The organism is Mesorhizobium sp. M7A.F.Ca.ET.027.03.2.1 (assembly GCF_003999175.1).
Classification (GTDB): Bacteria; Pseudomonadota; Alphaproteobacteria; order Rhizobiales; family Rhizobiaceae; genus Mesorhizobium.
This window is the reverse complement of the sequence record NZ_RZOM01000060.1, coordinates 1-11,958: the sequence shown is the minus strand read 5'-3', so window position 1 is coordinate 11,958 and position 11,958 is coordinate 1. Positions and strand designations below refer to the sequence as shown.

General features: G+C 62.7%; 11 protein-coding genes. 4 read left to right on the top strand and 7 right to left on the bottom strand.

The window, feature by feature from the left end; translation table 11 throughout:
- Nucleotides 1–38 precede the first annotated feature (38 nt).
- On the top strand, nt 39–1,628 hold the full coding sequence (locus EN750_RS04830) for a trimethylamine methyltransferase family protein (RefSeq protein ID WP_127395777.1): 1,590 nt from the start codon (nt 39–41) through the stop codon (nt 1,626–1,628).
- Between the two features lie 173 nt (nt 1,629–1,801).
- On the top strand, nt 1,802–3,031 hold the full coding sequence (locus EN750_RS04825; protein ID WP_127395776.1) for an aromatic ring-hydroxylating dioxygenase subunit alpha: 1,230 nt from the start codon (nt 1,802–1,804) through the stop codon (nt 3,029–3,031).
- 45 nt (nt 3,032–3,076) lie between these two features.
- Here the strand turns inward: EN750_RS04825 and EN750_RS04820 are convergent, their stop codons facing one another.
- From EN750_RS04820 to EN750_RS04805, 4 genes are all read right to left on the bottom strand, one after another.
- Nucleotides 3,077–3,475 (bottom strand): hypothetical protein, encoded by a 399-nt coding sequence (locus EN750_RS04820; RefSeq protein ID WP_127317745.1) that lies wholly within the window; start codon nt 3,473–3,475, stop codon nt 3,077–3,079.
- Nucleotides 3,476–3,539: 64 nt separating this feature from the next.
- Entirely contained in the window at nt 3,540–4,928 is a 1,389-nt protein-coding gene (chrA, locus tag EN750_RS04815; protein WP_127395775.1) for a chromate transporter, read from the bottom strand.
- Nucleotides 4,925–5,743, bottom strand: coding sequence for a chromate resistance protein ChrB domain-containing protein (locus EN750_RS04810; RefSeq protein ID WP_127395774.1), 819 nt, complete (start codon nt 5,741–5,743; stop codon nt 4,925–4,927). Before EN750_RS04810 ends, chrA begins: the two co-directional genes overlap by 4 nt.
- Nucleotides 5,744–5,958: 215 nt before the next feature.
- Nucleotides 5,959–7,764, bottom strand: coding sequence for an IlvD/Edd family dehydratase (locus EN750_RS04805; RefSeq protein ID WP_023811496.1), 1,806 nt, complete (start codon nt 7,762–7,764; stop codon nt 5,959–5,961).
- A gap of 146 nt (nt 7,765–7,910) precedes the next feature.
- Here EN750_RS04805 and EN750_RS04800 point away from each other — a divergent pair, with 146 nt between their 5' ends.
- Nucleotides 7,911–8,360 carry a carbon monoxide dehydrogenase subunit G gene (locus EN750_RS04800; RefSeq protein WP_127395773.1) on the top strand — a complete coding sequence of 150 codons (450 nt, stop codon included), beginning with the start codon at nt 7,911–7,913 and terminating at the stop codon, nt 8,358–8,360.
- 15 nt (nt 8,361–8,375) lie between these two features.
- Here the strand turns inward: EN750_RS04800 and EN750_RS04795 are convergent, their stop codons facing one another.
- A complete protein-coding gene (locus tag EN750_RS04795) occupies nt 8,376–9,557 on the bottom strand; it encodes an Mrp/NBP35 family ATP-binding protein (protein WP_127395772.1) in 1,182 nt (393 codons plus the stop codon).
- Between the two features lie 269 nt (nt 9,558–9,826).
- Here EN750_RS04795 and EN750_RS04790 point away from each other — a divergent pair, with 269 nt between their 5' ends.
- Nucleotides 9,827–10,204, top strand: coding sequence for a VOC family protein (locus EN750_RS04790; protein ID WP_127317735.1), 378 nt, complete (start codon nt 9,827–9,829; stop codon nt 10,202–10,204).
- An 11-nt stretch (nt 10,205–10,215) separates the two neighbouring features.
- On the opposite strand, the gene EN750_RS04785 is transcribed toward EN750_RS04790, so the two are convergent.
- Together EN750_RS04785 and EN750_RS04780 are read right to left on the bottom strand one after the other, a co-directional pair.
- Nucleotides 10,216–11,220, bottom strand: a complete 1,005-nt coding sequence (locus tag EN750_RS04785) for an inorganic phosphate transporter (protein WP_127395778.1) — start codon at nt 11,218–11,220, stop codon at nt 10,216–10,218.
- Between the two features lie 3 nt (nt 11,221–11,223).
- Nucleotides 11,224–11,865 carry a DUF47 domain-containing protein gene (locus tag EN750_RS04780; protein ID WP_127267007.1) on the bottom strand — a complete coding sequence of 214 codons (642 nt, stop codon included), beginning with the start codon at nt 11,863–11,865 and terminating at the stop codon, nt 11,224–11,226.
- Nucleotides 11,866–11,958: the final 93 nt, after the last annotated feature.

The window sequence follows — 11,958 nt, the reverse complement described above, 5'->3', positions numbered from 1 at the left end:
CCGCCACGAGTTCCTGCCGACGACGGTGGAGTGCTTCCATGCCAGTGGCTGTCGAACAGCAGGACACGCCGGCGAACCGTCGTCCGCAGCGCTCCGGTCTTCGCGAAACAGGACATGCCATGCGATCATCTCCCCTGGTGGAGGATACCAGACCCCAGCACAAGGCCATCGAGGGCGGCGGCTACGGGCCGCTGCGCGGGGATGACCGCGAGCGTATCCACGAGGGCGTGATGACGCTTTTGGAGACAGTGGGTTTCGCCAACGCCATTCCTTCCTGCATAAAGGTGCTGACCAAGGTGGGGGCGGTCCACGGCGACGATGGCCGGGTCCGCTTTCCGCGCGCGCTCGTGCTCGACACCATCAAGCGGGCGGCACGACATTTCACGCTTCATGGCCAGGACCCCAGGCACGACATGGTGGTCCAGGGCAAGCGCGTGCACTACGGCACGGCAGGCATCGCCGTGCACCTGGTGGATCTGGAGAAGCGCGAGTACCGCGAGTCCAAGCTGCAGGATATTTATGATGCCGCCCGCATCGTCGACGGGCTGGACAACATCCATTTCTTCCAGCGGCCGATGGTGGCGCGCGACATCGCCGATCCGCTCGAGATGGATTTCAACACGCTTTATGCCTGTGTGATGGGAACATCGAAGCACGTCGGAACATCCTTCACCGTGCGTGAGAACGTGAAGCCTGCGCTTGAAATGCTGTACGCCATCGCCGGCGGCGAGGAGAATTTCCGTGCCCGGCCGTTCGTTTCCAACTCCAACTCATTCGTCGTGCCGCCAATGAAGTTCGCCGAGGATGCCTGCGGCGTGCTTGAGGCCTGCGTCGAAGGCGGCATCCCGATCCTGCTGCTGTCGACCGGCCAGTCCGGCACCACGGCACCCGCGGCGATGGCCGGCGCCGTCGTGCAAGCAGTGGCCGAAGTGCTGGCCGGCCTGGTCTATGTCAACGCGCTCAAGCCCGGCCATCCGGCGATCTTCGGCGCATGGCCGTTCATGTCGGACCTGCGCACCGGCGCCATGGCGGGCGGGTCGGCCGAGCAGTCGGTGGCAACGGCGGCCTGTGCCCAGATGGCGCAATTCTACGACCTGCCCGGTGGCTCCGCCGCCGGCATGACGGATTCGAAATTGCCCGATATTCAGTCCGGCTACGAAAAGGGCATCACCAATGTGATGGCCGGCCTCTCCGGCCTCAACCTCGTCTACGAGGCGGCCGGCATGCATGCCTCGCTGCTCGGCTTCTGCCTGGAGAGCCTGGTCATCGACAACGACATGCTCGGTCATTGCCTGGGCTGCGCGCGTGGCATCGACGTGACTGACGAGGCCCTGTCGATCGACAGCATCGCCGAGGTCTGCCTCAAGGGGCCGGGCCACTATCTCGACAACGAACAAACGCTCAAGCTGATGCAGACCGAGCACTTCTATCCCGCCCTCGGCGATCGTTCCTCGCCGAAGGAATGGAACGAAAAAGGCCGGCCTGATATATTGCTGCGTGCGATCACCGAGAAGAAACGCATTCTTGCCGAGCGATTTCCGCGCCACGTGCCAAAACAGGTCGACGACAGATTGCGTGCCCGCTTCGGCAACCTGATCCACCTGCCGCGCACGCAAATGGGCGGCTGACCGGAGACGAGTTCGTGCAGCCATACAGCCACCACCCGGAGCCAATTCAGGACGGAAAACCGCTTCACACTTTTCCTGGAATTGCGCTCTTCGTTTGACGCAATTCCTAACAGAAAACCGCTTCACACTTTTCCTGGAATTGCTCCGGGATCAACCATCGGGCAGAACGACAAATGAGTGTGCATCCTATCCAGCAAGCACCCACCGACGGCGACGCGATCGATCGGCTGGTGGCATCTCATCGGCCAGGTCACGGCCTGGTGCGTGCCTTCTATCATGATTCGGCGATCTTCGAGCGCGACATGGAACGTGTCTTTCGCCGCCACTGGCACTGCCTGGCGCATGCCAGCGTCATCGCGAACCCGGGCGATTTCGAGCTGTTCAAGCTGGGTGACGAGGCGGTCATCCTGACGCGCGGCATGGATGGCACCGTGCATGCCATGCTCAATGTCTGCCGCCACCGTGGTGCCGAGGTCTGCACCAAGGAGAAGGGCAATGCGAAGATGTTCGTGTGCCCCTACCACGCATGGGCCTATTCCAATGACGGATCCTTGCGTGCCGCGCGCCTGATGCCAAAGGATTTCGACCGCTCGGCGCACGGGCTGAAGAAGCTTCATGTCCGCGTCGCTTCCGGGCTGGTCTTCATTTCCTTCGCCGAGACGCCGCTCGATTTCGATCCGATCGAACAGTCGCTGCGCACGAGTTGCGGCCAATATGGCTGGGGCGACGCCAAGGTGGCGTATCGTCAGTCCTATGCGCTCGACGCCAACTGGAAGCTCGCCGTCGAGAACTATGTCGAATGTTACCATTGCGGGCCGGCGCATCCGGAATATTCGCAGACGCATGCGCTGGAAAAACCGGCCGAGATGATCGAGCAGCTCAATGCGGCGATGGAGCAACGCACCTGCGCGCTCGGCATCGAGATCGGCAGCGCCAACCGCTGGCAGAACTCGGCCGCCGGACAGGAGGCGATCCACACTTTCCGCTATGCGCTCTATGACGGCGTTTCCAGCGGCAGCAAGGACGGCTCGCCGGTCGCGCCGCTGATGGGCCGTTTCACCGACTATGATGGTGGCGTGACATCGATCCATCTTGGCGGTACGACCTTTCTCGTCTGTTATCCCGATCACGGCATGATCTATCGTTTCATCCCGAAAACAGCTGGTACCTGTGAGATGGAGCTGATCTGGCTGGTGCGCGGCGACGCGGTCGAGGGCCAGGACTACGATCTGGAGAAGCTGACCTGGCTGTGGAAGGTCACCACCGAAGAGGACAAGAAGATCATCGAGCACACCGCGGGCGGCGTGCGTTCGCACTATTTCGTGCCCGGACCGATCGCGCCGATGGAATACAACGAACTGCGCTACATCGGCTGGTATCTCGAGGAGATCAGCCGGGCCTGATCGGCTCGGCTGCCGCGGGGGATCAGGCAGATCTTGCCTTTCGCGTCATTCCGCGCTGAGCCCGTATCGGTCGACGACTTCAGCGTTGATGAGCTTGGCATGCAGCGTCATCAGCACGATCTGCGCGTCGAGGCTGTCGCCGGTTTCAAGCGCCGCCTCGATGCGACGCTCGGCTTCCAGCGTCCGCTCATGGCCATTGGCTTGCTCGAAGGTTTCCGGACCCGCGATGCAATAGCTGCATAATTGTGCCACCGACGCATAGGTGCCCGGCGGCGGCTCGTCGGGCCAGCGATCCTTCATCAGGTTGACGATGGTAAGCTTCACGCCCTCCGGCACAAGGGCTGGATGCAGATCGGCGCCGCGCAAGGCATCGTCGAGCTGCCTCAAGTCGCCCGAACGGCCGAACATTCCGAGGAAGCCGAGGGAAGAGCGCCGTCCGGCCATGATGTTTCCTTCCGTTTCCAGCCCACTTATGTGGTGGGCAAGCGGATTACAAAGGCGGTGCTGGCTAACCAGCCGCCGCCAGCAAGACCCCTGCAAGGGCGGATAGCGCGAGTGTCGGCAGCATGCCGACTTTCAGCTTCAGGATGGCGACCATGGCGGCCACGGATAGCAAGGCCGCACGCCAGTCGATGGACGAAAGCACCGGCACGTTCATGCCAAGCCCCGTCGCGTGCACCTCACGGAAAATGACATGCAAAGCAAACCATAGGGCCAGATTCATGATCACCCCAACAATTGCGGCAGTGATCGCGCCCAGTGCGGCCGACAATGCCTTGTTGCCGCGCAAGGCCTCGATGTAGGGCGCCCCGAGGAATATCCAGAAGAAGCAGGGCGTGAACGTCACCCACAGGGTGAGCAGCGCCCCCAGCGATCCGGCAAGTAACGGGTCGAGCGAGCCGGAATGGCGGAACGCGGCGATGAAGCCGACGAACTGCAGCACCAGGATGAGCGGTCCTGGCGTCGTTTCTGCAAGTCCAAGACCGTCGACCATTTCACCCGGCGCCAGCCAGCCGAAGGACTGGACGGCTGCCTGGGCGACATAGGCGAGCACCGCATAGGCGCCACCGAAGGTGACGACAGCCATCAGGCTGAAGAACCGGCCTATCTCGGTCCAGACGCTTGCGGAGCCGGTGAACCACCAGATCAAAAGAACAGGCCCGAGCCAGATCGGCAGCCAGATGGCGAGGGTGCGCGGCGCGTGCCATTTGGTCGGTTTGACATGGGCCAGTTCGCCCCGCTCGAACATCAGGTCGACCGCTCCCTTGGAGTCGGCAACACCGTCCTTGCCATGGGCCGAGCCGGAAAACAGGCCGGGAGCAACGCGGTCCCCCAGCCATCCCGTCAGGCCGGCGAGAAGGACGATGAGCGGAAACGGCACATTCAACGCATAGATGGCAATGAACGCCGCGACCGCGGTCGACACCATGACCCGGTTCTTGAGGGCGCGTCGCCCGATCCGGATCACCGCCTCGATGACGATGGCGAGCACCGCCGCCTTCACCCCGAAAAACAGCGCCGCGACGAGCGGCATGTCGCCATAGAGGACGTACAGGCTGCTCAAGGCGAGCATGACGAGCGCGCCCGGCACGACGAACAGGATGCCGGCAACAAGGCCACCGGCCGTCCTGTGCAGCAGCCAACCGATGTAGATGGCGAGTTGCTGGGCTTCCGGGCCAGGCAGCAGCATGCAGTAATTCAACGCATGCAGGAAACGCCGTTCCCCGATCCAGCGCCGCTCCTCGACCAGTTCCTTGTGCATCAGCGCGATCTGCCCGGCCGGTCCGCCAAAGCTGAGCAATCCGATTTTCGCCCAGACCTTCGTGGCTTCCGCGAAGGTCGGCGCAGCCGGCGGCTCGACGGTCACCGCCTTATTGTCGGGGACAAGAATGGTCATGATGGTTTACCTGCAGCGGGCCAGTTGTGCGTTTCTTCGGTGGCGTCGCGACACCAGCGGAAGAACGCGTCGTAGAGCAGCATGCCTGCTTCCAGTTGTTCCAAATCGTCGCGGAACATACGCGACAGACCGAGCGAGGCAGCCAGAAAACCGGCCGCCTGGGGCACCAGGTCGAGGCTTGCGGTGTCGGCCGCGCGCACGATCAACGCCAGGCGATCGAGCGCCCCGGATTCCAACCCGAACTCCTCGATCATCGTGTCGAAGGTGCAGCGTTCGCCGCGATGGCTCCAGAACACATTGTCGATGTCGAACGGCACGGCCTGAAAGCGGTCGGCAACAGCCAATACTTCAGCGGGTTCGACAAACAGGAACACCGCGTCGGGGTCGAGGAAACGCCGGATCAGCCATGGGCAAGCGATGCGGTCGACCTTCGGGCGGGATCGCGTCACCCAGACGGTGGCGCCCTTTTCATTGCGTGGCGGCAACTTGGCGGTGCGGACCAGAAGCCCCCCGGCATCGCGCCAGGCCTCAAAGCCGCCTTCAAGGGATTCGGCTGATATCCCCTCATGGCGCAGCCATGCGACGACGCCTTGCGAGAGCTTTTGCCCCTTCTGGCAGACGACGGCCACAGGCTTGCCGGCGAATGCAGCGGCCCAGGTCGAAACGGTTTTGAAATCGCGCCGGCACGAGGCCGGCAACAGGCGCGGATCGGCTTCGAAATCTTCTTCGATGCGAACATCGATGATGACAGGTGCACCCGGCAGACCTATGAGCCGGGACAATTGCGGTACGGTGATAGCGGTTGTTGACGGCATGGCGTCCACCTCCTGAAAAGAGAAGCTTGGACGCGAACGTTGGGCTGACGCCTCACGGGGTCGTCGCGATGCACCCCTTGTCATGATGGTGGATTTGTTGGGCGCGCTTGTCAAGGACGGTGACCGTTCTCGACCTACCCGGCCGGGATGCAACACGCTGACCGGAAAACCGATGGCGGCCTGATTTGATCAAGCCGCCATCCGTCGATCCAGAATCAATGATTGTCCCGCGGCACGCCGCTGGTGTGCGCGACATCTTGGTATTTCACCGCCGGCTTCAGCACCATCCCCTCCGAGAACTGCGCGACCATGCCGCGCTGGATCTCCTGCCAGGGTGTCTGGTGCTTGGGATAGTGGAAGCCGCCATTGTTCTGCAACTCGGCGCGGCGCCGGGTGATCTCGTCGTCGGTGACGAGGATGTCGGCCGTGCCCTTGCGCAAGTCGATGCGAACCCGGTCGCCCGTCTTGAGCAGCGCCAGTCCGCCGCCGATCGCGGCTTCCGGCGAGGCGTTGAGGATCGAGGGCGAACCCGACGTGCCCGACTGGCGGCCGTCACCGATGCAAGCGAGCGCGTGGATGCCCTTCTTGATGAGATAGGCCGGCGGCTGCATGTTGACGACCTCGGCACCGCCGGGATAGCCGACCGGGCCGGCGCCGCGCATGAACAGGATGGTGTGTTCGTCGATGCCTTGCGCCGGGTCGTCGATGCGGGCGTGGTAATCCTCCGGCCCGTCGAAAACCATGGCGTTACCTTCGAAAGCTTCGGGATCCTTGGGATTGGACAGATAGCGCTCGCGGAATTCCGGCGAGATGCCGCTGGTCTTCATGATCGCCGAATCGAACAGATTGCCCCGAAGATTGATGAAGCCGGCATTGGCCTTCAGCGGCTTGGCGACAGAGCGGATGACGTCGGGATTTTCGTTGGCAACGCCCTCGCTGTTCTCACCGATCGACTTGCCGTTGACGGTGCGCGCGCCGGGATGCGGCAACAGCCCGCCCTTCATCAGTTCGGCGATGACCGCCGGCACGCCGCCGGCATGATGGTAGTCCTCGCCGAGGTATTCGCCCGTCGGCTGCAAATTGACCAGCAGCGGCACATTGAGGCCGACCGTCTGCCAGTCGTCATTGTCGAGTTTGACCCCAAGGTGGCGGGCGATGGCGTTGAGATGGATAGGCGCGTTGGTCGAGCCGCCAATGGCCGAATTGACGACGATGGCGTTCTCGAAAGCCTCTCTCGTCATGATGTCGGACGGCTTCAGATCCTCATGCACCATCTCGACGATGCGTTTTCCCGTCTCATAGGAGATCTGGCCACGCTCGCGGTAGGGCGCGGGAATGGCGGCCGAGCCTGGCAACTGCATGCCAAGCGCCTCGGCCAGCGAGTTCATCGTGGTGGCGGTGCCCATGGTGTTGCAATAGCCGGTGGACGGCGCCGACGAGGCGACGATATCCATGAACTCGTCATAATCGATCTCGCCGGCCGACAGGCGCTGGCGTGATTCCCAGACGATGGTGCCGGAGCCGGTGCGCTTGCCCTTGTGCCAGCCATTGAGCATCGGGCCGACCGACAGGGCGATCGCCGGGATGTTGACGGTGGCCGCCGCCATCAGCAGGGCCGGTGTCGTCTTGTCGCAACCGATGGTCAGCACGACGCCATCGAGCGGATAGCCGTAGAGCACCTCGACCAGGCTGAGATAGGCAAGGTTGCGGTCAAGTGCCGCGGTCGGGCGCTTGCCGGTCTCCTGGATCGGATGGCAGGGGAATTCGAACGGAATGCCGCCCATCGAGACGATGCCTTCGCGCACGCGCTTGGCGAGTTCGATATGGTGGCGGTTGCAAGGCGACAGATCCGAGCCAGTCTGGGCAATGCCGATCAGCGGCTTGCCGGACATCAGTTCGGCGCGCGTCAGGCCGTAATTGAGATAGCGCTCGAGATAGAGCGCCGTCATGCCCGGATTGTCGGGATTGTCGAACCACTCCTGCGAGCGAAATTTTTTCTTATGGGTGGGGGCGCCTGCCATCATGGTCTCCGTATTTGTAAGACAAATCGATATGGCAACGCGCGGGAGCAGGCAAGAGGGCGTGCGGTCGCAACCGGACTTTGGTGCGATAGACACGCACCAAGCCGTGCGTTACGGGTTCGGACAGTCTTGTCCGGGAGGTTTTCATGGCTTTGGTGATCGAAGGCGAGGAGCGCATTGCCGCACCGCTGCAAAAAGTGTGGGAAGCGCTGAACGATCCCGAGGTCTTGAAGGCGACCATTCCCGGCTGCCAGAGCCTGGAGATGAAGTCGCCGACCGAGATGGCGGCGACCGTGGTGGTCAAGATCGGGCCGATCAAGGCGACGTTCAACGGCGAAGTGACGCTGAAGAACCTGAAGCCACCGCACTCCTACACCATCCAGGGCGAAGGCAAGGGCGGCATTGCCGGCTTCGCCAAGGGTGGCGCCGACGTGACGCTGACGGCAGACGGACCCGACGCCACGATATTGAGCTACGCGGCCAAGGCCGATGTCGGCGGCAAGATCGCCCAGTTCGGCAGCCGCCTGATCGAATCGACCTCGAAGAAACTGGCCGGACAGTTTTTTTCGTCGTTCGGCGAAAAGGTCGGCGGCTGAGCCCTCAAGCGGGCATCACTCGAACACAATATTCGGCACGGCGGCTGCCGCAGCACCACGCTCTTCGTTGACCCGGTCCCAGACCTTCGAAGCGATGTCGCGGTAGATTTTCGCTTCGGGGCCATCGGGCTTGGAGACGACAACCGGCGTGCCGGCATCCGAGCTTTCGCGAATGCCCATTTCGAGCGGCACCTCACCGAGGAAGGTGACGCCGAGGCGCTCGGCCTCGCGGCGGGCGCCGCCATGGCCAAAGATGTCGTAGCGCTTGCCGGTGTCCGGGGCGATGAAATAGCTCATGTTCTCGACGATGCCGAGCAACGGGACGTCGACCTTCTTGAACATGTTGAGGCCTTTTCGCGCGTCGATCAGGGCCAGATCCTGTGGCGTCGAGACGATGACAGCACCAGCCAGCGGCACCTGCTGGGCCATGGTCAACTGCGCGTCGCCAGTGCCGGGCGGCATGTCGACGACGAGCACGTCGAGACGGCCCCATTCGACCTCGCGCAGCATCTGCGTCAGCGCCGACATCACCATCGGGCCGCGCCAGATCATCGGCGTTTCCTCGTCGACGAGGAAACCCATCGACATTACCTTCAGGCCGTAATTCTCCATTGGTTTCAGGATCTTGCCGTCGACGGTCTGCGGCCGGCCGTGGATGTTGAGCAGCCTGGGCATGGACGGTCCGTAGATGTCGGCATCCAGCACGCCGACGCGCAGGCCGTTGGCGGCGAGGCCGAGCGCGATGTTGACGGCGGTGGTCGACTTGCCGACGCCGCCCTTGCCGGAAGCAACGGCAATGATCGCCTCGATACCGGGCACGCCACGTTTGCCCGAACTGTGCGAGGCGGGCGCGTGCGGAGCCGCACGCGGCGCGGCGGCAGCGGGCGCAGCCGGCGGAACGGGCCTGGGTGCGGGGCGCGACGGAACCGGCGCCTCCATGCCGCCGCCCTTCTTCTCGGCCGTCAGCGCGACGACCGCGCCGGCGACCCCGGGGATTGCCTTGACGACGCGCTCGGCGGCGGCGCGCAGCGGCTCCATTTCCTGGGCACGAGCGGCGGGAACGGTAATCGAGAAGAAGACCTTCCCGTCGGCGATGAAAATCTCCGAAACCATGCCGAGGTCGACGATGTTGCCGGTGAAATCCGGCCCGTTGACCGTCTTCAGACGCTCGGTGACGATTTCCTTGGTGACGGACATGGCAGTTTTTCCTTACGCAGCTTGCGCCTGAGATGCAGCTTGCACCTGAGATAATGCAGTTTCCGGACAGAACCAAGCCGTGGAGCAATGGCTGCCTTGGCGTGCCTGGAAAAGCGGCGGGTCCTGTCGGATTTCATCCGCGCCAAACGTCTTCCAGATAATCGAGCGCCGATGCGGCCAACAATCAGGTCGAGCGACAGTCGTCAAACGATCGCGGCGACCTATTTCGGTGACCAGCACGGGGTCGACAACCAGGAAAGGAGACCATCATGCTCGCAAACAGCAATGCAACGGCCAATCTCGCGGTGAAGGATCTCGCGAAAGCCAAGGCTTTCTATGAGGGAACGCTTGGCCTGAAACAGGTGCACGATGAGGGCGGCGAACTGATCGTCTACAAAAGCGGCGATACCACCATCAACGTCTATCACTCCCAATTTGCCGGAACCAACAAGGCGACAGCGGTGACATGGATGGTTGGCGACGAGATCGGCAGCATCGTCAAGGAACTGAAGACGAAGGGCGTCACCTTCGAGCACTATGAGATGCCGGGCTTGACGCTGGAGGGCGATCTCCACGTCGGTTACGGAATGAAGGTCGCCTGGTTCAAGGACCCGGACGGCAACATCCTGAACCTTGTGGACAGGTAGATTTCTTTACGTCACCTCGCCAGGCCAACCGCCAGGTAGGTGAGCGCAGAAATCAAAGCGGTGGCCGGCAAGGTGACGATCCAGGCAATGACGATGTTGCCGGCAATGCCCCAGCGCACGGCCGAGACGCGGCGGGCTGCGCCGACGCCGATGATGGCGCCAGTGATGGTGTGCGTGGTCGACACGGGAATGCCGAGCCAGGTCGCGGCAAACAGCGTGATCGCCCCGCCGGTCTCGGCGCAAAAACCCTGCATCGGGTTCAGCCGCGTGATCTTCGAGCCCATGGTGTGGACGATGCGCCAGCCGCCGAACAGGGTGCCGAGCGCCAGTGCCGCCTGACAGGTGAGGACAACCCAGAGCGGTACATGGAAAGTCGCGCCGAGCATGCCTTGCGAATAGAGCAGCACGGCAATGATGCCCATGGTCTTCTGCGCGTCATTGCCACCGTGCCCGAGCGAATAGAGCGAGGCGGAAAAGAACTGCATGACGCGGAAGGTACTGTCGACCGCAAAGGGCGTCTGGCGCACGAAGAGCCACGAGACGACGAAAATCAGGACGAGCGCCAGGATAAAGCCGGTCGCTGGCGACAGGACGATTGCCGCAACCGTCTTGCCAAGCCCTGTCCAGACGATGGCGCCCACGCCTGCCTTTGCCACACCGGCACCTACCAGGCCGCCGATCAACGCATGCGAGCTGCTCGACGGGATGCCGGCGATCCAGGTGACGATGTTCCAGACTATGGCGCCGACGAGCGCCGAGAAGATGACCGCCGGGGTGACGATGCTGACATCGACGATACCCTTGCCCACTGTCTCGGCGACGTGGAGGCCGAAGAACATGAAGGCGATGAAGTTGAAGAAAGCCGCCCACAATACCGCGTATTGCGGCCTTAGCACGCGGGTGGAGACGATGGTGGCAATGGAGTTGGCGGCATCGTGCAAGCCGTTGAGAAAGTCGAAGAACAGCGCGACGCCGACGAGGCCGACCAGCACGGGAAAGGCAATGGTGGCTTCCATCACCTAGACATTCTCAATGACGATGCCGCTGATCTCGTTGGCGACGTCCTCGAAGCGGTCGACCACTTTTTCCAGTTGGCCATAAATCTCGCTGCCGATCATGTACGCCATCGGATCGCTGCTGCCGTGCTTCCTGAAGAGATCCTTCAGCCCTTGCTCGTGCAGGTCGTCGGCCCGGCTTTCGACGCGCATCACCTCTTCGGCGATGGCGTTGAGGCGCACCGTGTGCGTCGCGACCTTGTTGAGCAGCGGGATCGCCTCGGCCACCAGCTTGGCGGCGGCGACGATGACGCCACCCATTTCCTGCATCAGCGGATCGAATTCCTTGCGCTCGAACAGCTTCACCGTCTTGACCGTCTTGTGCATCATGTCGATGGCATCATCCATCGACTGGATCAGGTCCTTGATGTCGCCGCGATCGAAAGGCGTGATGAAGGAGCGCCGCACCGCCAGCAGGACTTCCGCGGTGATGTGGTCGGCCTCATCTTCGAGATCGACGATTTTCTGGCACCAGAGGTCGATATCCCTGCCCTGGAGAAGCTGCTCCAGCGCCTCGGCGCCGCCGACCACGGTGCGCGAATGTCGTTCGAACAGGTCGAAGAAGCGATCTTCGCGCGGCAAAAGCTTGCGGAACCAGCCCAGCATGGTCGATCTCCCAGTTTCATCCACATAGCGCCGCATCGCGCCGCGGGAAACAGGTAGCCGGCTTAAAGGTGTGGATGCAGGGCAATTGTGCAT

What these genes read in the sequence shown, in the direction of transcription:
- EN750_RS04830 (WP_127395777.1), top strand. Translation starts at nt 39, where the DNA reads ATGCCAGTGGCTGTCGAACAGCAGGACACGCCGGCGAACCGTCGTCCG.
- EN750_RS04825 (WP_127395776.1), top strand. Translation starts at nt 1,802, where the DNA reads ATGAGTGTGCATCCTATCCAGCAAGCACCCACCGACGGCGACGCGATC.
- EN750_RS04820 (WP_127317745.1), bottom strand. Translation starts at nt 3,475, where the DNA reads ATGGCCGGACGGCGCTCTTCCCTCGGCTTCCTCGGAATGTTCGGCCGT.
- chrA (WP_127395775.1), bottom strand. Translation starts at nt 4,928, where the DNA reads ATGACCATTCTTGTCCCCGACAATAAGGCGGTGACCGTCGAGCCGCCG.
- EN750_RS04810 (WP_127395774.1), bottom strand. Translation starts at nt 5,743, where the DNA reads ATGCCGTCAACAACCGCTATCACCGTACCGCAATTGTCCCGGCTCATA.
- EN750_RS04805 (WP_023811496.1), bottom strand. Translation starts at nt 7,764, where the DNA reads ATGGCAGGCGCCCCCACCCATAAGAAAAAATTTCGCTCGCAGGAGTGG.
- EN750_RS04800 (WP_127395773.1), top strand. Translation starts at nt 7,911, where the DNA reads ATGGCTTTGGTGATCGAAGGCGAGGAGCGCATTGCCGCACCGCTGCAA.
- EN750_RS04795 (WP_127395772.1), bottom strand. Translation starts at nt 9,557, where the DNA reads ATGTCCGTCACCAAGGAAATCGTCACCGAGCGTCTGAAGACGGTCAAC.
- EN750_RS04790 (WP_127317735.1), top strand. Translation starts at nt 9,827, where the DNA reads ATGCTCGCAAACAGCAATGCAACGGCCAATCTCGCGGTGAAGGATCTC.
- EN750_RS04785 (WP_127395778.1), bottom strand. Translation starts at nt 11,220, where the DNA reads ATGGAAGCCACCATTGCCTTTCCCGTGCTGGTCGGCCTCGTCGGCGTC.
- EN750_RS04780 (WP_127267007.1), bottom strand. Translation starts at nt 11,865, where the DNA reads ATGCTGGGCTGGTTCCGCAAGCTTTTGCCGCGCGAAGATCGCTTCTTC.